The following is a 21,055-nucleotide window of genomic DNA, read 5'->3' as shown; positions in this document are numbered from 1 at the left end:
TTCAACGTTTTAAGATCGTCTCCTCTTCTTTCCAGCAACGTATCTCCACATCCCTATGACAACGAACACAGTTTCCCGCAGAGTTGCGTGGCTACGCGTGGTCACGCTGGCCATTGCCGCGTTTATTTTTAACACCACAGAATTTGTTCCGGTTGGGCTGTTGTCTGACATAGCCGAAAGCTTCCAGATGGAAACGGCGCAGGTGGGCATTATGTTGACTATCTACGCCTGGGTCGTGGCGCTGATGTCGCTGCCGTTTATGCTGCTGACCAGCCAGATGGAGCGGCGCAGGCTGTTGATCGGTCTGTTTACTTTGTTCATTGCCAGCCATGTCCTGTCGTTTATGGCGTGGAATTTTACGGTGCTGGTCATTAGCCGCATCGGCATCGCTTTTGCCCACGCGGTCTTCTGGTCGATTACCGCGTCGCTGGCTATTCGACTCGCGCCGGCGGGTAAACGCGCCCAGGCCTTGAGCCTGATTGCCACCGGTACCGCGCTGGCAATGGTGCTGGGGCTGCCCATTGGCCGCATCGTGGGACAATACTTCGGCTGGCGTACCACCTTCTTCGCCATCGGCATGGGCGCGCTGGTGACGCTGGTGTGTCTGATTAAGCTGCTGCCCGCGCTGCCGAGCGAACATTCGGGCTCGCTGAAAAGTCTGCCGCTGTTGATGCGTCGCCCGGCGCTGCTGAGTATCTACCTGCTCACCGTTATCGTGGTCACCGCGCATTACACGGCGTACAGCTACATTGAGCCGTTTGTGCAGATGGTCGCGGGCTTTAGCGCTAACTTTGCCACCCTCTTACTGCTCATCCTTGGCGGCGCGGGCATTATTGGCAGCGTGCTGTTTGGCAAACTGGGTAACCAGCATGCCTCCCTGCTTGTGAGCAGCGCCATCGGCCTGCTGCTGGCGTGCCTGGTGCTGCTGCTGCCTGCGTCAGGCAGCGAAAGCCATCTGGCGATCCTGAGCCTGTTCTGGGGCGTAGCGATTATGATTATTGGTCTCGGCATGCAGGTGAAAGTCCTGGCCCTGGCACCGGATGCCACGGACGTGGCGATGTCGCTGTTCTCGGGGATATTCAATCTGGGGATTGGCGCGGGGGCGCTGGTGGGAAATCAGATTAGCCTGCACGTGTCGATGTCGGCGATTGGCTATCTGGGAGCCATTCCGGCCCTGGTGGCGCTGATCTGGTCGGTACTCATCTTCCGCAAGTGGCCGGTGGCGCTGGAGGAACAAGGGCAGCACGGGTGAGGTTTGTTTATGCCGGGTGGCGGTTTCGCCTTACCCGGCAATAAACTCAATGGTAGGTCTTAATAATCTCCAGCACGCCGTTAATAATAAACTGCACGCCCATACAAACCAGCAAGAAGCCCATCAGCCGCGAAATGGCTTCAATCCCGCCCTTGCCTACCCAGCGCATAATGGCGCCAGAGCTGCGCAGCGACGCCCAGACGATAAGCCCGATAATCGCAAAAATCAGCGGCGGCGCAACCGTCAGCACCCAGTCCGGGAAGGTTGCGCTGTCGCGCACCGTCGACGCGGAGCTAATGATCATCGCGATGGTACCCGGCCCCGCCGTGCTCGGCATGGCAATCGGTACAAAGGCGATATTGGCACTCGGTTCGGTTTCCAGCTCTTCGGATTTACTGGCCGCCTCGGGCGACTCGTGCGCCTTTTGCGCCGGGAACAGCATGCGGAAGCCGATAAAGGCCACGATCAGCCCCCCGGCGATACGCAAGCCAGGGATGGAAATCCCGAAGGTGTTCATCACCACCTGTCCCGCATAGTAAGCCACCATCATAATGGCAAAGACATACACGGCAGCCATCATCGACTGATGATTGCGCTCGGCGCTGTTCATATTCCCTGCCAGCCCGAGGAAAAGCGCCACCGTCGTTAACGGGTTAGCCAACGGCAGCAGTACCACCAGCCCAAGCCCAATTGCTTTAATCAAATCCAACATAGTGCGTCGTTGTCCTTATCCACATTTAACATCGCAATTATAGGGTGAAAGTGTGACGCTCAGCCATCTGCGCAACGTAACGATTATTTTCTTAAGGTAATGATAACCAGCAGTTATCTATATGATTTACAAGCTTTCAAATAAAGTTCATGAAACGTTTTAGCAATTCGTGGCATCGGCCGATTCATTCAGTTGACTTATACTTGCCTGAGCAATAATATCTGCCGTGACTAAACTACTTGCCAGGGCAACCATTGTGAAAAACACCAGTGATATCTTCAACGACGTTGTTCCACTGGGTCGTCTTATTCATATGGTTAACCAGAAAAAAGATCGCCTGCTCAATGACTATTTGTCACCGCTGGATATCACCGCAACACAGTTCAAAGTGCTGTGCTCCATTCGCTGCGAAGGGTGTATCACGCCGGTTGAGCTGAAAAAGGTGCTCTCTGTCGATCTGGGTGCGTTAACGCGCATGCTCGATCGTCTCGTCTGCAAAGGATGGGTAGAACGAAGCCCTAACCCAAATGACAAACGCGGCGTACTGGTCAGGCTCACCAGCGATGGCGCGGCTATGTGCGAGCAATGTCATCAATTAGTAGGACAAACACTGCATCAGGAACTAACAAAAAACTTAACGGCAGATGAAGTGGCAACCCTTGAGCTTTTGCTTAAGAAAATACTGCCGTAAACAGAAAAAGAGGTATGACGATGTCCAGACGCAATACTGACGCTATCACTATTCATAGCATTTTGGACTGGATCGAAGATAACCTGGAATCGCCGCTCTCCCTTGAAAAAGTGTCTGAGCGTTCAGGTTACTCCAAATGGCACCTGCAACGGATGTTCAAAAAAGAGACCGGTCATTCATTAGGTCAATATATTCGCAGCCGCAAACTGACGGAAATTGCCCAGAAACTGAAAGAAAGCAATGAACCGATCCTTTATCTGGCGGAGCGTTACGGATTTGAATCACAGCAAACCCTGACGCGTACGTTCAAGAACTACTTTGACGTGCCGCCTCATAAGTACCGAATCACCAGCGTACCGGGTGAATCCCGTTATCTGTATCCGTTAAAACACTGTAGTTAAACATCGCCTGTAACAGACGTAACCGAGGAAAAAATGAACGTTACCGCCTCCGCCGCCCTCGCCTTGCTGGTGCTGTTTTCCAGCCAGACCTTCGCGGAGCAAACCCCAGGTGCAATGCAGCAAAATAATCGTGACACGATGATTTTGCCGTCAGCACATGACCAGTCACCTTTTGATTTCAACCATATGGGTGCTGGTAGCGACAAATCCGACGAATTAGGCGTGCCTTATTATAATCGGCACGGCCTCTGATTCGTTTTTGCCCCGCATACGCGGGGCTTTTTTATGCCTTCCCACTCACCCGCGCCGCCCGACGTACACGCAGACCAAACACGTTGATGTACAGACCGGCCATGATCAGCACGGCGCCGAGCAGCTGCAGCACGCTTAACGTTTCATCCAGCAGTATCGCCGCACTGGCAAGCCCCACCACCGGAACCAGCAAAGACAGCGGCGCGACGCGCCAGGTCTCATAGCGCCCCAGCAGCGAGCCCCAGATCCCGTAGCCCACGATGGTGGCGACAAACGCCAGATAGATAAGAGAAAGTATCGTGGTCAGATCGATGTCGACCAGGCTGTTCAGCATCACCTCCGGGCCATCCAGAATAAACGACGCCGCCAGAAACGGGATTATCGGGATCAACGCGCTCCAGACCACCAGGGACATCACCTGAGGCCTCGCCTCGTGCTGCATAATCAGCTTGTTGAAGATATTGCCGCAGGCCCAGCTCAGCCCCGCCGCCAGCGTGAGCATAAACCCGAGCAGCGCCACGTCCTGACCGTTCAGGCTGGCTTCAATCAGCACCAGCACGCCAAACACCGCGAGCGCGCTCCCCGCCAGCTGTTTGCCCTGTAAACGTTCGCCAAACACGAAGGCGCCGAGAATAATGGTAAAGAACGCCTGCGCCTGTAACACCAGCGAGGCAAGACCGGCCGGCATCCCGAACTTAATGGCGCAGAAGAGAAACGCGAACTGGCCAAAGCTGATGGTCAGGCCATAGCCCAAAAGCAGTTTTAACGGAATCTTTGGACGGGCGACGAAAAAGAGCGCCGGGAAAGCCACCAGCATAAAACGCAAACCGGCCAGCATCAGCGGGGGCATATTGTGCAATCCCAGCTTGATGACCACAAAATTGAGCCCCCATACCACGACCACCAGCAACGCCAGCAGCCCGTCTTTACGCGTCATACCCTGCCCCTGAATTATTAATAATTTGTTAACACTTCAAGGTAACAGAAAAAAGTGTGTCGCGAGAAGATCATTATTTCTGGCAGGGAGCTGAAGCACTTAGGGATAAATCGGGTGCTATACAAGCCCCTTATGTCGTGATACTCCTTTTAGGACACAACATAAAAAGCATAAGCAATTGTCGGGCAGGAATATGAAACCATCTCTCAGGCGCTCAACCGCAGCGCTACTGGCATCGTCATTGTTATTAACCATCGGTCGGGGGGCAACGCTGCCGTTCATGACCATTTATCTCACGCGCGTGTTTAATATGAGCGTCGAGAATATTGGTTATGCCCTGACGATTGCGCTCACCGTCGGCGTAGTGTTCAGCCTGGGATTTGGCATTCTGGCCGATAAGTTTGATAAAAAGCGCTACATGCTGATCGCGATCGTGGCCTTTATCGCCGGTTTTGTCGCGATCCCGCTGGTGGATAACGTCACGCTGGTGGTGCTGTTCTTTTCCCTGATCAACTGCGCCTATTCCGTCTTTTCGACGGTGCTGAAGGCCTGGTTCTCCGACGTGCTCACCGCAAGCCAGAAAGCGCGCGTCTTCTCGCTGAACTACAGCTTCCTGAACATTGGCTGGACGATCGGGCCGCCCATTGGCACCCTGCTGGTGATGTACAGCCTGCAGCTGCCGTTCTGGCTGGCCGCCTTCTGCGCCGCGCTGCCGCTCGGGTTTATTCATTTCTTCGTGCAGAAAAGCGTCGCGCTGGATACCGCCGAGGAGAAGATGCCCTGGCAGCCGTCGGTGCTGCTGAAGGACCGCGCCCTGTTCTGGTTCACCCTCTCCGGCCTGCTCGCGTCTTACGTGGGCGGATCGTTCGCCAGCTGCATTTCGCAGTATGTTCTGGCCGCCAATGCCGACAGCGATTTTGCCCAGAAGGTGGTCGCCGTGGTGCTGCCCGTGAACGCCGCCGTGGTGGTGACGCTGCAATACGCGCTGGGGCGCAAGATCTCCGCCAGCAATATTCGGCCTTTAATGACCGCCGCAACGCTGTTTTTTATCCTGGGGCTGGGGGGCTTTATGCTCTCCGGGGAGAACCTGATTTACTGGGGCATCGCCGCCGCCGTCTTTACGCTGGGTGAGATTATCTACGCACCGGGTGAATACATGCTGATCGACAACATTGCCCCGCCGGGGATGAAGGCGAGCTATTTCTCAGCCCAGGCGCTGGGCTGGCTCGGCGCGGCGGCAAACCCGATGATCACCGGTATTATCCTGACCAACCTGCCGCACTGGTCGCTGTTTGTCATCATGATGGTCGCCATCGTCATTGCGTGGCTGATGATTTTGCGCGGGATGAGCGTGAAGGCGTGGTGCGAAGTGCCCAAAGTCGCGTAACCATGTAGGCCGGGTAAGGCGCAGCCGCCACCCGGCAATAAAGCATCAGTGGTGCAGCATCTCCTCCACCACCTGCTCTTTGTACATCTCGTTTGGATAATAGGTCGGCCAGTTATCCATCTCTTTCAGCAGCGCCTCGTGGGAGGTGTTGCCCATGAAAATATGGAAGTGCGAAGAGGCCTTCGGTCCGATGGTGTGGTCGCTGAACTGCACGAACTTCGGCGCCTTGCTGTCGGCATCTTTACACTCAAACAGATAGCGAACGCCTTTCTTACCTGACGCATAGGTCAGAATTTTGTAGCCGCTGTAACCATACTGACAGCGGCTGACCGCTTTGCCTTTATGAAATTCCATCACGTTATTTTCGATGCCGATGGCATCCACGTCCGTCGCATATCCCTTGCGGTAGTACGCTTTCACCTCGTCAAAGGTTTTGCTTTTATCCTTCTGCGCTTTCTGCCTGAAGACCGGATCCAGCGAGCCGTCCAGCAGGAACGGATAAACCGACTGCCAGGTCCCGTCCCAGTCTGACAGTGCTCTGTCCTTCACGTCCTTATCCTCAAACACGCCGTTTGCCGCCTTCTGTTCCGCTTCGGTCATCTGATGACCGTGCGAGTGAGCAAACAGCTGGCCGCTGACCAGCAGCGCCCCCAGAGTCATGGCAAATTTTCCAATATGTGCAGCCAAAGTAACGCCCTCGTTCCGTTTTATAAGAACGAGAATGTTATATTATAACATTTCAGATCGCAACCAGCCCGCGAACGCCCTCCTGCTCCATATTTTCACCCCGCCCGCGCTGAATAATGGTGCCACGGGACATCAGCAGATAGCTGTCGGCCAGCTCTGCGGCAAAGTCGTAAAACTGCTCAACGAGCAGGATCGCCATGTCGCCTCTGTTTGCCAGGGTGCGGATCACATGGCCAATCTCTTTGATGACGGATGGCTGTATGCCTTCGGTGGGTTCATCCAGGATCAGCAGTTGCGGACGGCTCGCCAGCGCGCGTCCAATCGCCAGCTGCTGCTGTTGCCCACCCGAGAGATCGCCCCCGCGACGATGCTTCATCTCTTTAAGTACCGGGAACAGCTGCCAGATTTCGTCAGGCACCTGCTTCGCCTCGCGGGCGGGAAATCGCGACAGCCCCAGCAGAAGGTTCTCTTCCACAGTTAAGCGCGGAAAAATCTCGCGCCCCTGCGGGACATACGCCACGCCAGACTGCACCCGCTGGTGCGGCCTGCTGTGGGTGATCGTTTTACCCTGCCAGATGACCTCCCCGGTTTTCACCGGGATCAGCCCCATAAGACACTTCAGCAGCGTGGTTTTCCCGACGCCGTTGCGCCCCAGCAGGCAGGTGACTTCGCCGGTGATGGCTTCAAAGCTCACGCCGCGCAGGATATGGCTGCCGCCGTAATACTGATTCAGTTCGTTAACCTGTAACATCATCGCTCCTTAGCGCCCCAGATAGACCTCAATCACCTGCTCGTTGGCCTGCACCTCGCGAAGCGAGCCCTCCGCCAGCACCCGCCCCTGATGCAGCACCGTGACGTGGTCGGCAATCGTTTCAACAAAGCCCATATCGTGCTCCACCACCATCAGGGAGTGCTTGCCCGCCAGGGTTCTGAACAGCTCGGCGGTGTATTCCGTTTCTGCGTCGGTCATCCCGGCGGCGGGTTCATCCAGCAGCAGCAGGTGCGGGTCCTGCACCAGCAGCATGCCGATCTCCAGGAACTGTTTCTGCCCGTGCGAAAGCAGCCCGGCGCGGCGATCGCGCTCGCTGCTAAGGCGCAGCAACACCAGCATTTCATCGATCCGGTCGCGCTGCTCGCCGTTGAGTTTTGCCCGCAGGCTCGCCCAGACGGATTTGTCGGTTTTCATGGCGATCTCGAGGTTTTCCCACACCGTCAGCGCTTCAAAGACCGTGGGCTTCTGGAATTTTCGACCAATCCCCTGACGGGCAATGGCCGCAGGCTCAAGCGCGGTCAGGTCGATGGACTGATCGTAAATCGCCCTGCCGCTCTTTGGCCGCGTTTTGCCGGTAATGACGTCCATCAGCGTGGTTTTACCGGCCCCGTTGGGACCAATCACGCAGCGAAGCTCGCCCACGCCGATATTCAGCGAGAGATCGGTCAGGGCCTGAAAGCCGTCGAAACTGACGTTAATGGCCTCAAGCTGAAGCACCGGGTCAGTCTGCTCCCGGTAGCGATCGCCGGGCAGCTGGCGGGTAAATAATCCTTCCGTTGGCTGCATTATTTCTCTCCCTTACGCAACAGACCGTAGACGCCGCGCGGCAGGAACAGCGTGACGGCAATAAAAATCAGTCCCAGAAAAAGCTGCCAGTACTCTGGCATGGCGACGGTGAAAAAGCTCTTCGCTCCGTTGACCAGCGCCGCGCCAATCACCGGCCCCACCAGCGTGCCGCGCCCGCCCAGCGCCACCCAGATGGCGGCTTCTATCGAGTTGGTCGGCGACATCTCTCCGGGGTTGATAATGCCCACCTGCGGGACGTACAGCGCCCCCGCCAGGCCGCACAGCACGGCAGAGAGCGTCCATACCAGCAGCTTGAACCCGCGCGGGTCGTAGCCGCAAAACGTCAGGCGGTTTTCGGCGTCGCGCACGGCGGTCAGGATGCGGCCAAACTTGCTCTTCGCCAGCGCAAATCCGGTACCCAACGCCATGAGCAGCAGCAGCACGGTTGCCAGGAACAGCGCGATACGGGTGGCCGTTTCCGTCACCGAAAACCCGAGCAGCGTAGTGAAGCCGGTAAAGCCGTTATTGCCGCCAAATCCGGTTTCGTTGCGAAAGAACAGCAGCATGCCCGCGTAGGTCAGCGCCTGGGTCATAATCGAGAAGTAGACACCTTTGATCTTTGAGCGGAAGGCAAACCAGCCAAACACCAGCGCCAGCAGGCCCGGCACCATCACAATCAGCACCAGCGCCCAGGCAAAGTGCTGGGTGCCCCACCAGAACCACGGCAGCTCGCTCCAGGAGAGAAACGACATAAACGCGGGCAGGCCGTCGCCTGACGCCTGACGCATCAGGTACATCCCCATCGCATAGCCGCCCAGGGCGAAGAAGATGCCGTGCCCAAGAGAGAGCATGCCGGCATAGCCCCACACCAGATCCAGCGCCACCGCAACGATGGCATAGCAGAGGATCTTGCCGATGAGCGTCAGCATCCAGGTCGACAGCGCCAGCGGATGCGTCGCAGGCAGCAAGGCGAAAAACGGTAATATCAGCAGACATGCCACCAGGAGGCTGCCTGCAATCTGCGTGACGCGCGGCGCTTTACGCGCCAGCGTTAAGGTTAGCGGCTGGCTCATCAGTCAATCACCCTCCCTTTCAGCGCAAACAGCCCCTGAGGACGCTTCTGAATAAACAGCACGATCGCCACCAGAATCACAATCTTGCCCAGTACGGCCCCCATCTGGGGCTCAAGAATTTTATTGAAAATACCCAGCCCAAATGCGGCGGCTACGCTGCCTGCCATCTGGCCCACGCCACCGAGAACGACCACGAGGAACGAGTCGATGATGTAACCCTGACCGAGCTCCGGCCCGACGTTCCCAAGCTGGGATAACGCCACGCCGCCTAGCCCGGCGATCCCTGAGCCCAGCCCAAACGCCAGCATATCGACGCGCCCGGTCGGTACCCCGCAGCAGGCGGCCATGCTGCGGTTCTGCGTTACCGCCCGCACGTTGAGCCCCAGACGGGTTTTATTCAGAATGAGCCAGGTAAAGAACAGCACCATCAGCACAAAGCCCAGCACCACGATGCGGTTCCACGGCAGCGTCAGGTTGGCAAAAACCTGCACCCCACCGGACAGCCATGCCGGGTTGGCGACCTCCAGGTTCTGGGCGCCAAACGTCATGCGCACCAGCTGGATAATCATCAGGCTGATCCCCCACGTTGCCAGCAGCGTTTCCAGCGGGCGACCATACAGGTGACGGATCACGGTGCGCTCCAGCACCATCCCGATGCCCGCCGTCAGGCAGAACGCCACCGGCAGCGCGATAACGGGATAGAGCGCCAGCCACTGGGGAGCAAGCCCGGCCATCACCTGCTGCACCATCCACGTGGCGTACGCGCCCAGCATCAGCATCTCGCCGTGCGCCATATTAATGACGCCCAGCAGGCCGTAGGTGATAGCGAGCCCCAGCGCGGCCAGCAACAGCACCGATCCCAGGGACAGCCCCATAAACGCCTGGCCCAGCAGGTCGCCCCACATCAGTCGATGCTGGATCTGGCTAAGACTCTCCTGCGCGGCCGCGCGCACGCTGGCGTCCGGCTCGGTCTGCGCCTGAGTGAACGGGGTGAGTCTGGACTGCACGTCCGGATCGTCTGACTGGCCTAATAATTCGACAGCCTTGTGGCGCACCTCTGCCTGCGGGCTGGCCAGCTGGAGATTCGCCACCGCCAGTAAAAGCGCCTGGCGTGCGACAGCGTCCGTTTCATCGTTTACCCGCTTTTCGAGAAAAGCGAGCATCCCCGGCTGGGCATCCCGCTGAAGCTGACGCGCCGCTGCTCGTCTTTCAGTGACACTGTCACTCACCAGCTGATGTGTAGCGATGGCCGTAGCGGCCAGCACGCGCAGCCGGTTGGTCAGACGAACGGCTTTGGTTTGCCCTTCGGTCACACGGGCTTCACCGAGCGAAACCATTTGACCATTGCGCTGCGCAAAGGCGTGCTTTTGGCTGTCGGTATACAGGTTTTCCTTTTGCAGAGACTGAAGCAGCGGCAGCCGTGCGGCATCCGGCGCGGCGGCCCACTGCGTGAGTAAATCCGCCTGCTGGCTGCGGGTGGCGGCAACAAAACGATCGGCATCCGATGCCTGCGCCATCCCTGGCAGCAGTCCGGAAAGCCATACAAGAGCGATGAACATGCGCATGGCGTTCATGACGTTTCTCCCTGCGGTGATGGCTTAGTTGCTGGCGGTTTTCATCGGCTGGTCGGGCTTTTTGTCATTCCCGTCGATGAACGGGCTCCACGGCTGGGCGCGTACCGGCTGCTCCGTCTGCCAGACCACGTTGAACTGGCCGTTGCCTTCGATTTCACCGATCATGACCGGCTTATGCAGATGATGGTTGGTGGCATCCATGGTGAGCGTAAAGCCTGAAGGCGCCTTAAACGACTGACCGGCCATCGCCGCACGCACCTTATCCACGTCGGTGGTGCCCGCTTTTTCCACCGCCTGCGCCCACATATGAATCCCCACGTAAGTAGCTTCCATCGGGTCGTTGGTCACCACGGTATCGGCGTTCGGCAGCTTGTGCGCTTTGGCATAGGCTTTGTAATCCGCGACGAAGGCCTGGTTGGTCGGGTTATCCACGGATTCAAAGTAGTTCCACGCCGCGAGGTTGCCGACCAGCGGTTTGGTGTCGATCCCGCGCAGCTCTTCTTCGCCTACGGAGAACGCCACCACCGGGACGTCGGTCGCCTTCAGCCCCTGGTTAGCCAGCTCTTTGTAGAACGGCACGTTGGAATCGCCGTTGATGGTCGAGACCACGGCGGTTTTGCCGCCTGCGGAGAATTTCTTGATGTTGGCGACGATGGTCTGGTAGTCGCTATGACCAAACGGGGTGTAAACCTCTTCGATGTCCTTATCCGCCACCCCTTTCGAATGCAGGAACGCGCGCAGGATCTTGTTGGTGGTGCGCGGGTAAACGTAGTCGGTGCCCAGCAGGAAGAAGCGTTTCGCCCCGCCGCCGTCTTCGCTCATCAGGTATTCCACCGCCGGAATGGCTTGCTGATTCGGCGCCGCGCCGGTATAGAAGACGTTTGGCGACATCTCTTCGCCCTCATACTGCACCGGATAGAACAGCAGGCCGTTCAGCTCTTCGAAGACCGGCAGCACCGATTTACGCGAAACCGACGTCCAGCAGCCGAACACCACCGCCACTTTATCCTGACTCAACAGCTGACGCGCCTTCTCGGCAAACAGCGGCCAGTTTGAGGCCGGATCCACCACCACCGGCTCCAGTTTCTTACCCAGCACGCCGCCTTTGGCGTTGATCTCATCGATGGTCATCAGCGCGACGTCTTTCAGCGGGGTTTCGGAGATGGCCATCGTGCCGGACAGAGAATGCATGATCCCCACTTTGATGGTATCGGCCGCCTGCACGCCAAAACTCATTCCCATCGCCGCGACGGACGCGGATAACGCAAAGGCTTTTAATAAGGTACGACGCTGCATATTTTCACTCCTGAAAAAGAACGCTGTGCGAAAACGTCCGTTACGGTATGGACGCGGAAATAAAGGTGTCAGCGAAGCAGGAGCAAAAAGGATGCCAGAATGAAAAATGCGCTATTGCAGGAAACAGAGTGCAGGATGTAAAGAGAACGACTCAGAATGGCACAGCGCTGCACTTTTATAATGCAGCGCTGTGCCGGAAGGTTTACCAGACTTCGCTGGCAATCTGCGTGACCAGACGGACTTTATCCCACTGCTGGGTTTCGCTCAGGCTGTTGCCCTCTTCTGTCGAGGCAAAACCGCACTGCGGGCTGAGGCAAATCTGATCTTTCGCCACGTACTTCGCTGCCTCTTCCAGACGCGCCTTGACGCCTTCCGGGTTCTCCAGCTCACCGTTTTTCGTGGTGATCAGCCCCAGCACCACCTGCTGCTTGCCCGGACGAACGAAGCGCAGCGGCGCGAAATCCCCGCTGCGGTCGTTATCGTATTCGAGGAAAAAGGCGTCAACGTTAACCGTTCCGAACAGCACTTCCGCCACCGGCTCGTAGCCGCCTTCGGAAATCCAGGTGGAACGGAAGTTGCCGCGGCAGACGTGCAGCCCGATGGTCAGATCCTCCGGCTTGCCTTCCAGCGCCTTGTTCAGCACGCGGGCATAGATTTGCGCCAACTCATCGGCATCATCGCCGCGCTCGCGGATCTGACGGCGCTGATCGTCCGAACAGAGATAGGCCCAGACGGTGTCGTCCAGCTGCAGGTAACGGCAGCCCGCGTCGTAGAATGCGCGGATGGCGTCGCGCCAGGTGGTCGCCAGGTCCTCGAAATAGTCGTTCAGATCCGGGTAAACCGTCGCGTCGATGTCTTTGCGCCCGCCGCGGAAATGGAGCACGCTTGGGCTGGGAATGGTCATCTTCGGCTGGGCATTGCCGCTGATGCTTTTCAGATAGCGGAAATCTTCCAGCATCGGGTGGTCGCCAAAGCCCAGCTTGCCGGTCACGCGCACGCCGTGGGCCTTGGTTTGTACTCCGTTGAACTGAATGCCCTGCTGCGAATCGTAACGCTCAACGCCCTGCAGACCGTCAAAGAAGTCGAAGTGCCACCAGGCACGGCGAAATTCACCGTCGGTCACGACATGCAGGCCGCACGCACACTGCTGCTCGACGACGTGGCGAATGGCCTCGTCCTCCACCGCACGAAGCTGTCCGGCATCAATTTCGCCGCTGGCGAACTTCAGGCGCGCCTGTTTAACGGCATCCGGACGTAAAAAGCTGCCGACTACGTCGGCGCGGTATGGGGCGTGCTGTCGTTGCATGGAAATCTCCTCAGTCTGCCGGCGATAATTGCCGGCAGTGATAATTCATCATTTGAATATTTAGACTTCTGGATGTCTAAATGTCCAAAAAAGATGTCATACGTCACCGCTTCCGGCAAACGAGAAAATTTCATGGGTGTTGAAAAAAATTCATATTCACAGCGCGGCGACGGACGCCAGGCTGGCAAACGCGTAGCGCTCATCTTCCCAGCCGGTAATGCCGCCAAGCATGATTTTGACCGGCAGCCCGAGACGCGCCAGCTTCAGCGCGGCTCTGTCTGCGCCGTTGCAGTGCGGCCCCGCGCAGTAGACGACAAACAGCGTCCCTTCCGGCCATTGGGACATCCGCTCAGCGGTAATCTGGCTCCAGGGCATATGCAGTGCCCCCGGCACATGGCGACGGGCAAACTGTTCCGGGCTCCCCACCACGTGCAGCAGCACAAAGTCCTGCTCATTATTGGCGATGGCATGATGCACGTCGGCGCAGTCGGTTTCGACGCTCAGGCGACGCAGAAAATGGGTAACGGCTTCCTGCGGCTCGGCAGCCGGAAATTCAGTAACATAGCTCATGATCCTTCCTCATCTTTGGCGTTTGTGTTAACACTACTCTATCCACAAATTCAGCTCATGAATGCGCTTGCTTATGCCAGAAAACAGCAAAAAGATGACAAATTTAAGGCAGATTTCCCGCCCGCAGGTGGTGGTGCTGGCTTATGACGGACTGTGTACCTTCGAGTTTGGCGTCGCGGTGGAGATTTTTGGCCTGCCGCGTCCGGAACTGGGCGACGACTGGTATCGTTTTGCGGTGGCGAGCGTGGATAGCGGAGAACTGCGGGCGACCGGCGGGATCCGCATGGTTACTGATGGCGATTTGAGCCTGCTTGCGTCGGCAGATCTGATCGTGGTTCCCGGCTGGCGCGGGCTGGATGCACCGGTTCCGGACGCGCTCTGCGAGGCATTGCGCCAGGCCAGCGCGCGCGGATCCCAGCTGCTGTCCATCTGTTCGGGCGTGTTCGTGCTGGCCGCTACGGGGCTACTGAACGGCCGCAAGGCCACAACGCACTGGCGCTATATTGACGCGCTTAAGGCCCGCTACCCTGAAATCGAAGTGGTTGAGGACGTGCTCTACCAGGACGAGGGAGACATCCTGACCTCTGCGGGCAGCGCGGCAGGGATCGATCTCTGTCTGCACGTCGTCCGGCGGGATTACGGTTTGGAAACCGCCAACAGCGTGGCGCGGCGGCTGGTGATCCCTCCTCACCGTGACGGCTCGCAGCCGCAGCAGCTGAGCCGCCCGGTGGCGCAGCTGCGTGAGAGCCAGCGCCTGGGCCAGCTGTTTGACTATCTGCACCAGAATCTTATCGAGCCGCACAGCCTCGACTCGCTGGCGCGTCGGGTCGGTATGAGCCAGCGCACCTTCCTGCGCCGCTTCGAGGCGGCGACGGGGATGACGCCCGCACGCTGGCTGATCAATGAACGCCTGCTGAGAGCGAAAGATTATCTGGAAAGCAGCCGGTTGAGCATCGACAGCATTGCTGAACAGACCGGGTTCGGTCAGGCCTCGACGCTGCGCCATCATTTTCGCCAGCAGTATGCGCTTTCGCCTGCCCAGTATCGTAAACAGTTTTCGCCCCCTGATGCTGGCCGCTGAACGGTCAGTCTTTTCGATTACGTTTTAATACGGAGCTCCTGATGGTCACCACACACGTTTTTATCGCTGTCAGTCTTGATGGCTACATCGCCAGAGAGAATGACGATATCGACTGGCTGCTGCAGCGCGATGACCCGACAGAAGATCATGGCTATAACGCGTTCATCGCCGATAAAGAGTGGATCGTGATGGGCCGGGGTAGCTACGAAAAGGTGCTGACCTTTGACGCATGGCCTTATGACCGGCCCGTGCTGGTGCTCTCCCGACAGCTGGCCGGAACGCCCGTGCCCGAGGCGCTGAAGGGCAAAGTGCAGTTCTCACGCAGCACGCCAAAAGAGATTCTCGGCGATCTGGCGGCACAAAACGTAAATCGCGTCTATATCGATGGCGGGCAGGTGATACAGTCCTTCCTGCGCGAAGGGCTGGTCGCCGATATTGTTATCACTACCGTACCCGTGCTGCTCGGCTCAGGAAAACCGCTTTTTGGCACGCTGTCCCGGGATATTGATTTAACCCTGGTATCAAGCCGCAGCTTCCCTTCGGGACTGGTACAGTCACACTATCAGGTGAGATCATAGGGGCATGGCACAAGCGAGTTGGCAAAAAAAACCGCCATTTTCTGGCGGTAAATGCTTGCATGGATAGATTTGTATTTTGGTCTCTACGTCCCCGACACTCCATGGTCGGGCAGCGGATCTCGAACAAACTAACACCGACTTCCTCAACGAAAGCTCAACAGCCTTATTAACGATTAACTCGCCCTGGTGTTGATTTGCAAATAGCGCATCAGACCCTGCTCAGCGCTCTGTTTTGCATCGTCGTTAAGGGCTTCGAGATAAAACGATCGCGAGACACCATAGGGTGCTTTTTCAGAGGGATACACTGCGAACTGGAATGTTTTTCCCCCAGACTGATGCGTGCAGTCTAATTCCCAGCGTTGTTCATTTACTTTTTTGCTATTACAGGCTACGCGTCCGTAGTCGCTGGTTAAATAGGAACCAACGCGGGTTTCTGCGGACTGAATATATTCTGGTTCGCCATTCTCGATATAGCGGAACCCTGCGGTAGCCCCTACGGCCGCCACAAGGAGCGCAAGCGCGATTATTTTTTTCATTAATTAAGACCCATTCCTTAGCCAGAGAACCTCTATTATATAGGATTATCCTTAAAGCAAACGTCTCTTTCAGTACCAGAACAGGTAGTTTACAACGCCACAATCATATTTAGGAAATTTCCTAAGACGAATTCCGATCCAACAGTATTTGACATTTTCTTTGCCGTACTTTGAATAAAAGAATAATAACACGAAGAAACGATCGGCATGCTTATTCCGCAATGTTATTCAGCGGTGAACACCATGCTAAAAAAAGGGTTATCTGTCGTCCTGCTTATTTGCGCTCTGTTTTCAGGCCAGCTTATGGCCGGGCACAAGGGCCATGAATACGTATGGGTAAAAAATGTTGAACATCAGCTGCGGCATGAGGCCGACAGCGACGAGTTACGCAGTGTGGCAGAAGAGTCGGCGGAGGGTTTGCGCGAACACCACCAGTGGCAGAAATCGCGCAAACCGGACACGCACGTAAGGTAGTTAACTGCCTTTACGCTTCGGCAGGGTTTTCATCAGATCGTCAGGGCTGACGGACGCGACGATGCTGCCCGGCGGCGGCATTTTGAAGATGTGGTTTTTCATCTTACCAATAACGTGCATTTCGCACGGACGGCAGTCAAACTTCAGGGTCAGAACTTCGTCGCCGTTAACCAGCTGCATGGGGGTCGCCTTCCAGCTCTTGATATTCCCTTTCGCCTGCTTAGGACACAGGTTAAAAGCAAAGCGGAGGCAGTGCTTGGTGATCATCACCGGCACATCGCCCTTCTCTTCGTGCGCTTCATAGGCCGCGTCGATCAGCTGCACGCCGTGACGATGATAGAATTCACGCGCTTTATGGTTGTAAACGTTCGCGAGGAAGGATAGATGGGTGTCCGGATACACGGGCGCAGGAACAGATTCGGCCTTACGGCTGCCGCGCGGATACTGGGCCAGACGCGTTGCATCCAGCATCTCTGCCGTTTCACGGCGGAACTGGTTAAGCAGGCTGTTCGGTACGAACAGCGCGTCCGGCAGATTAACCTCTATCGCGCGTGCGTAGTAAATTGTCTGGCCCAGCTTCGCCACGCCATCCTTCAGGCTGTTAAGCGCTTTTTCCGCGTTGTTTGCCACCTCGAACAGGCCGTCGAGCGTATGCGTCACGCTGATGCCGTCTTCACAGGTCATGGTCAGAATCAGCTGCTCTTCCCAGCCGCCCAGCTCAATATCCACCGCGATGCGACGCTCGCTGGAGGTTTTAAGCAGCGCCTGCTGCCAGTTATGATCCAGGTTACGGTTAAGCGCCGCGTTCGGCCTTGCCTTGTAGAGATCGGCAGGCATTTCATTCGGCCATACGCGGTAGCGGTTCTCGCCGGTTTTCTCGACCGTGTTGGCGCGGAAGCCCACGACCTCACGCTTAATCATCACGTTAAGGCCATCACCGTTCGCCAGCGGTTCCGTCACTTCAACGTCAAGGTGATCTTTCGCCACTTTCAGCACTTCACCAACGGGTAAGCCGATAAACTTCGGTGAGTCAAACGCGCCGATATCCCCTTTACGGGCATTCACGAAATAGTCCGTGCTGCCGCGGTGGAAGGTTTTGTCCGTCGACGGAACAAAGAAATGCTCGGTACGCCCGGCTGACGCGCGCGCCAGGTCGCCGCGATCTTCAATGATGGCGTCGAGCATCTGGCGATAGTGCGCGGTGATGTTCTTTACGTAGCTCATATCTTTGTAGCGCCCTTCAATCTTGAAGGAACGCACGCCCGCGTCGATCAGCGCGCCCAGGTTAGCCGTCTGATCGTTATCCTTCATGGAGAGCAGGTGTTTTTCGAACGCCACGACGCGGCCCTGATCGTCTTTCAGGGTATACGGCAGACGGCAGGCCTGAGAGCAGTCGCCGCGGTTGGCGCTGCGGCCGGTCTGGGCGTGGGAAATGTTGCACTGGCCGGAATAGGCCACGCACAGCGCCCCGTGGATAAAGAATTCAATCGTCGCGTCCGTCGCCTGGTGAATATCGCGGATCTGATTAAGGTTCAGCTCGCGCGCCAGAACAATCTGCGAAAAGCCGACGTCGGAGAGAAACTTCGCCTTTTCTACCGTACGGATATCGCACTGGGTACTGGCGTGCAGCTCAATGGGCGGAATATCCAGCTCCAGGACGCCCATGTCCTGAACGATCAGGGCATCAACGCCGGTCTGGTAGAGATCGGTAATCAGACGCTGCGCGGGCTCCAGCTCATCATCATGAAGAATGGTGTTCAGGGTCACGAACACTTTCGCCCCGAAACGGTGGGCGAACGGCACCAGCTCGGCGATATCGCTCAGGCTGTTGCTGGCGTTATGGCGGGCACCGAAGCCAGGGCCGCCGATGTAGACGGCGTCAGCGCCGTGAAGGATTGCTTCACGGGCAATGGCGGCGTCGCGGGCCGGGCTTAAAAGTTCAAGATGATGGGATTGCAGGCGCATACTTCGTCGTTATCCGTTATGGTCAAAATGGCGGCTATTGTAGTCAGAAGTATGCGACAGCGAAACAGTTTTGCGTAGCCTCAGCGGGGATAATGGATCAGAGAGTGAAAATGCACCGGCCGGTCGGTGCTGTTGCGGTAGGCGTGTGCTTTATCGCCGGCAAAACGAACGCCAGAATCGGCATAAACCGTCTGCCACTCCCCGTTGATGTTCATCTCCAGCTCGCCGTCAATCACCACCACGTGTTCGATCACCCCCGCCTCGTGCGGCGTGGACTCGCTCAGGGCGCCCGGTGCCAGCGTGATGGAGAAATGATCGAACCTGAGCGTCTCATCCCAGGGAAAGAGCGGTTTAATCACCATCGCCTGCTGCTGCGAATCAAACACCGCCGGCCTGTCCGCCTCGGGCGTGATGAACGCGGAAAACGGGACGTTCAGCCCGGTGGCAATTTTCCACAGCGTCGACACCGTCGGGCTGGACTCATTGCGCTCGATTTGCCCGAGCATCGCTTTCGACACGCCGGTTTCGTCCGCCAGCTTCGACAAACTCCAGCCGCGGGCCTGGCGCAGCGTTTTCAGCGTTGCTGCAAGATGTTGTGTAATGTCCATGCTCCCTCCTGATGGCGATGAGCATACCACTTGTACGCTATAACGCACAGTGTTACCTTATCGCGGACGTTATAACGCACAACGGAGTTCCCATGCGCCCTTCCTCTCATCTCGTTCCAGCCGCACTGGCTGGATTTGTCGCCGTCCTGGTCGGTTACGCCAGTTCTGCAGCCATTATCTGGCAGGCCGCGGCGGCGGCGGGCGCCAGCGCACAGCAGATCGCGGGCTGGATGACCGCGCTGGGGACAGGAATGGGCGTCAGCACCCTGGCGCTTTCCTGGTGGTATAAAGCCCCGGTGCTGACCGCCTGGTCTACGCCCGGCGCGGCGCTGCTCGCCACAAGCCTGCACGGCGTAACGCTGGCTGAGACGATCGGCGTGTTCATCTTCGCCAACGCGCTCATTTTACTCTGCGGCGTTACCGGGCTTTTTGCCCGTCTGATGAAGCTAATCCCCCATTCGCTTGCGGCCGCCATGCTGGCGGGCGTACTCCTGCAGTTTGGGCTGCATGCGTTTGCCCATCTGGACGGGCACTTTCTGCTGTGCGGAAGCATGATTGCGGCGTGGCTGGTAGCGAAAGCGCTGGCACCGCGGTATGCCATCGTCGTTACGCTGCTGGTGGGCGGGATCGTGGCGTGGGCCGGAGGTGACGTTGTCACCGATAAAATCACCCTCTCCCCCGTGATGCCTGAGTTTATTGCCCCCGCCTTTACCTTCACCAGTCTGGTAAGTATCGGTTTGCCTTTCTTTCTGGTGACCATGGCCTCGCAAAATGCGCCCGGTTTCGCGACGATGAAAGCGTCCGGCTATCCGCTGGCGGTCTCACCGATCATTATTTTTACGGGCGGGCTCGCGCTGCTGCTGTCCCCCTTCGGCGTCTTTTCCATCTGCATAGCCGCCATTACCGCCGCTATCTGTCAAAGCCCGGATGCCCACCCGGATGCCGCTAAGCGCTGGCTGGCGGCCATCGCGGCTGGCGGGTTTTATCTGCTGGCGGGGGTGTTCGGCGGATCTATCACCGCGATAATGGCAGCACTGCCGCTCAGCTGGATCCAGACCCTTGCCGGTCTGGCGCTGCTGGGTACCATTAGCGGAAGTTTATATCAGGCGCTGAATCATGAAGCGGAGCGCGACGCGGCCATCGTCACGTTTTTGATGACCGCGAGCGGCGTTACGATCCTCGGCATCGGTTCGGCATTCTGGGGGCTGGTGCTGGGTGGGGTGTGCTACGCACTGTTCTCACGCGCTCGCCGCGCGTAGCTGAGACGGCGTGATGCCCATGACGCTACGGAAACGGTTACTGAAGTGGCTGGCGGAGTTAAACCCGCAGGCCAGCGCGATATCCGTGAGCGGCGTCGAGGTATGCTGTACCAGGTTTTTCGCTTTTTCCATGCGCCTTTGCATGACGTACTGATGCGGCGCCAGCCCCGTCGACTGGCGGAACATGCGGGCAAAATGGTATTCGCTGAGGGCAGCCTGCGTCGCGAGCTCAGCCAGCGTCAGGGGCTGCCCGAGGTTTTCTTCAATGAAAGCCAGCACGTTGCGCAGAACAAACGGCGATAACCCGCCGGTAACGACCGGCAGCTTCCACTGAACGTTAGCGTAGTTTTGCAGCAGGTGGGTCAATAGCAGCGTGGAGGCCGTACTCAGGGTGAGCTGATTGGCCTGCTGCTGCCAGTCGCAGCCGAGAAGAAACTGGCGGTACAGCGCGGTGATCTTCGGGTCGCTGCCAAAAATGCGCTCGTCCAGCGTCAGCGACAGCGGCCGCTTGTCCCAGATTTTTTCGCCCACATCGCGCAGGTGTTCGTCGGTGCAGTAGAGATGGACAAAAGACAGGTCGTCGCGGATATCCCACGTCGATTCACTCTCTTTCGGCATTAAACAGAAACGATCCGGTCCCCCGCCGTTCTTCCAGCCGCCCGGCGTCTTTTGATAGCTCTCGTAACCGTCGGCGACGTACAGACTGAGGGTGTGATGGTTGCTCTTAACCGTTATCGTATCGCGCTTGTTGTACCACGCCGCCAGCTGAATGCCGGAATTCAGAGAAACGGTTTCCCGCAGGACCGCATTCTGCTGGCGTAGCGTTTCAAAGGTATCGTAAGCGTGAGACATAACCAT

At 57.5% G+C, this 21,055-nt stretch carries 23 protein-coding genes; 9 read left to right on the top strand and 14 right to left on the bottom strand.

Annotated elements, in window-relative coordinates; all coding sequences use genetic code 11:
• The first annotated feature begins 55 nt into the window (after positions 1-55).
• Positions 56-1,252 carry a sugar transporter gene (locus tag AB8818_RS02415; RefSeq protein ID WP_116339929.1) on the top strand — a complete coding sequence of 399 codons (1,197 nt, stop codon included), beginning with the start codon at positions 56-58 and terminating at the stop codon, positions 1,250-1,252.
• 46 nt (positions 1,253-1,298) lie between these two features.
• Here the strand turns inward: AB8818_RS02415 and AB8818_RS02410 are convergent, their stop codons facing one another.
• Positions 1,299-1,964, bottom strand: a complete 666-nt coding sequence (locus AB8818_RS02410) for a MarC family NAAT transporter (RefSeq protein WP_116339931.1) — start codon at positions 1,962-1,964, stop codon at positions 1,299-1,301.
• A gap of 256 nt (positions 1,965-2,220) precedes the next feature.
• Here AB8818_RS02410 and marR point away from each other — a divergent pair, with 256 nt between their 5' ends.
• Genes marR through marB form a run of 3 tightly spaced genes read left to right on the top strand, consistent with a single transcriptional unit; the run spans position 2,221 to position 3,308 of the window.
• The gene (gene marR, locus AB8818_RS02405; RefSeq protein ID WP_116339933.1) at positions 2,221-2,655 is read left to right on the top strand and encodes a multiple antibiotic resistance transcriptional regulator MarR; all 435 of its coding nucleotides are present in this window, start codon (positions 2,221-2,223) and stop codon (positions 2,653-2,655) included.
• A 20-nt stretch (positions 2,656-2,675) separates the two neighbouring features.
• The gene (marA, locus tag AB8818_RS02400) at positions 2,676-3,056 is read left to right on the top strand and encodes an MDR efflux pump AcrAB transcriptional activator MarA (protein WP_008502237.1); all 381 of its coding nucleotides are present in this window, start codon (positions 2,676-2,678) and stop codon (positions 3,054-3,056) included.
• Positions 3,057-3,089: 33 nt separating this feature from the next.
• Positions 3,090-3,308, top strand: coding sequence for a multiple antibiotic resistance protein MarB (marB, locus tag AB8818_RS02395; protein ID WP_192982353.1), 219 nt, complete (start codon positions 3,090-3,092; stop codon positions 3,306-3,308).
• A gap of 31 nt (positions 3,309-3,339) precedes the next feature.
• Here the strand turns inward: marB and eamA are convergent, their stop codons facing one another.
• Positions 3,340-4,245 carry an O-acetylserine/cysteine exporter gene (eamA, locus tag AB8818_RS02390; protein WP_192982355.1) on the bottom strand — a complete coding sequence of 302 codons (906 nt, stop codon included), beginning with the start codon at positions 4,243-4,245 and terminating at the stop codon, positions 3,340-3,342.
• A gap of 193 nt (positions 4,246-4,438) precedes the next feature.
• Here eamA and ydeE point away from each other — a divergent pair, with 193 nt between their 5' ends.
• On the top strand, positions 4,439-5,632 hold the full coding sequence (gene ydeE / locus AB8818_RS02385; RefSeq protein ID WP_116339939.1) for an efflux MFS transporter YdeE: 1,194 nt from the start codon (positions 4,439-4,441) through the stop codon (positions 5,630-5,632).
• A gap of 45 nt (positions 5,633-5,677) precedes the next feature.
• Here the strand turns inward: ydeE and zinT are convergent, their stop codons facing one another.
• The 8 genes from zinT to AB8818_RS02345 form a co-directional block, all read right to left on the bottom strand.
• Positions 5,678-6,319 carry a metal-binding protein ZinT gene (gene zinT, locus AB8818_RS02380; protein ID WP_116339941.1) on the bottom strand — a complete coding sequence of 214 codons (642 nt, stop codon included), beginning with the start codon at positions 6,317-6,319 and terminating at the stop codon, positions 5,678-5,680.
• Positions 6,320-6,371: 52 nt separating this feature from the next.
• Positions 6,372-7,070 (bottom strand): urea ABC transporter ATP-binding subunit UrtE, encoded by a 699-nt coding sequence (gene urtE, locus AB8818_RS02375; protein WP_192982515.1) that lies wholly within the window; start codon positions 7,068-7,070, stop codon positions 6,372-6,374.
• A 9-nt stretch (positions 7,071-7,079) separates the two neighbouring features.
• Positions 7,080-7,877, bottom strand: a complete 798-nt coding sequence (gene urtD, locus AB8818_RS02370) for an urea ABC transporter ATP-binding protein UrtD (protein WP_116339945.1) — start codon at positions 7,875-7,877, stop codon at positions 7,080-7,082.
• The gene (gene urtC / locus AB8818_RS02365; RefSeq protein WP_316387201.1) at positions 7,877-8,950 is read right to left on the bottom strand and encodes an urea ABC transporter permease subunit UrtC; all 1,074 of its coding nucleotides are present in this window, start codon (positions 8,948-8,950) and stop codon (positions 7,877-7,879) included. The genes urtD and urtC overlap by 1 nt, the downstream gene beginning before the upstream one ends.
• Positions 8,950-10,524, bottom strand: coding sequence for an urea ABC transporter permease subunit UrtB (urtB, locus tag AB8818_RS02360; RefSeq protein ID WP_192982360.1), 1,575 nt, complete (start codon positions 10,522-10,524; stop codon positions 8,950-8,952). Before urtB ends, urtC begins: the two co-directional genes overlap by 1 nt.
• Before the next feature lie 24 nt (positions 10,525-10,548).
• On the bottom strand, positions 10,549-11,820 hold the full coding sequence (urtA, locus tag AB8818_RS02355; RefSeq protein WP_116339951.1) for an urea ABC transporter substrate-binding protein: 1,272 nt from the start codon (positions 11,818-11,820) through the stop codon (positions 10,549-10,551).
• 202 nt (positions 11,821-12,022) lie between these two features.
• On the bottom strand, positions 12,023-13,126 hold the full coding sequence (locus tag AB8818_RS02350; RefSeq protein WP_192982362.1) for a cobalamin-independent methionine synthase II family protein: 1,104 nt from the start codon (positions 13,124-13,126) through the stop codon (positions 12,023-12,025).
• A 156-nt stretch (positions 13,127-13,282) separates the two neighbouring features.
• Positions 13,283-13,696 (bottom strand): rhodanese-like domain-containing protein, encoded by a 414-nt coding sequence (locus AB8818_RS02345; RefSeq protein WP_116339954.1) that lies wholly within the window; start codon positions 13,694-13,696, stop codon positions 13,283-13,285.
• A 73-nt stretch (positions 13,697-13,769) separates the two neighbouring features.
• On the opposite strand from AB8818_RS02345, the gene ftrA reads away from it, so the two are divergent.
• Positions 13,770-14,777, top strand: a complete 1,008-nt coding sequence (gene ftrA, locus AB8818_RS02340) for a transcriptional regulator FtrA (RefSeq protein WP_192982364.1) — start codon at positions 13,770-13,772, stop codon at positions 14,775-14,777.
• Between the two features lie 41 nt (positions 14,778-14,818).
• Positions 14,819-15,355 carry a dihydrofolate reductase family protein gene (locus AB8818_RS02335; protein ID WP_192982366.1) on the top strand — a complete coding sequence of 179 codons (537 nt, stop codon included), beginning with the start codon at positions 14,819-14,821 and terminating at the stop codon, positions 15,353-15,355.
• A 173-nt stretch (positions 15,356-15,528) separates the two neighbouring features.
• Here the strand turns inward: AB8818_RS02335 and AB8818_RS02330 are convergent, their stop codons facing one another.
• Entirely contained in the window at positions 15,529-15,891 is a 363-nt protein-coding gene (locus AB8818_RS02330) for a hypothetical protein (protein WP_163329345.1), read from the bottom strand.
• Positions 15,892-16,134: 243 nt separating this feature from the next.
• Between AB8818_RS02330 and AB8818_RS02325 the strand changes: the two genes are divergently transcribed.
• A complete protein-coding gene (locus AB8818_RS02325) occupies positions 16,135-16,365 on the top strand; it encodes a DUF2554 family protein (RefSeq protein ID WP_192982517.1) in 231 nt (76 codons plus the stop codon).
• On the opposite strand, the gene AB8818_RS02320 is transcribed toward AB8818_RS02325, so the two are convergent.
• Positions 16,366-18,330: a U32 family peptidase gene (locus AB8818_RS02320; RefSeq protein WP_371199738.1), complete on the bottom strand. Its 1,965-nt coding sequence runs from the start codon at positions 18,328-18,330 to the stop codon at positions 16,366-16,368.
• 80 nt (positions 18,331-18,410) lie between these two features.
• Positions 18,411-18,938 carry a helix-turn-helix domain-containing protein gene (locus AB8818_RS02315; protein ID WP_192982368.1) on the bottom strand — a complete coding sequence of 176 codons (528 nt, stop codon included), beginning with the start codon at positions 18,936-18,938 and terminating at the stop codon, positions 18,411-18,413.
• 92 nt (positions 18,939-19,030) lie between these two features.
• Between AB8818_RS02315 and AB8818_RS02310 the strand changes: the two genes are divergently transcribed.
• Positions 19,031-20,197, top strand: a complete 1,167-nt coding sequence (locus tag AB8818_RS02310) for a benzoate/H(+) symporter BenE family transporter (protein WP_163329339.1) — start codon at positions 19,031-19,033, stop codon at positions 20,195-20,197.
• Here the strand turns inward: AB8818_RS02310 and AB8818_RS02305 are convergent.
• A complete protein-coding gene (locus AB8818_RS02305) occupies positions 20,177-21,049 on the bottom strand; it encodes a helix-turn-helix domain-containing protein (protein WP_192982370.1) in 873 nt (290 codons plus the stop codon). The genes AB8818_RS02310 and AB8818_RS02305 overlap by 21 nt on opposite strands.
• Positions 21,050-21,055: the final 6 nt, after the last annotated feature.

Origin of the sequence: Enterobacter sp. KB-280D8, from assembly GCF_041399405.1 — a bacterium.
GTDB lineage: Bacteria > Pseudomonadota > Gammaproteobacteria > Enterobacterales > Enterobacteriaceae > Enterobacter > Enterobacter cloacae_N.
Note: the sequence above shows the minus strand (reverse complement) of the source record. Positions and strands in the feature narration are given on the sequence as shown.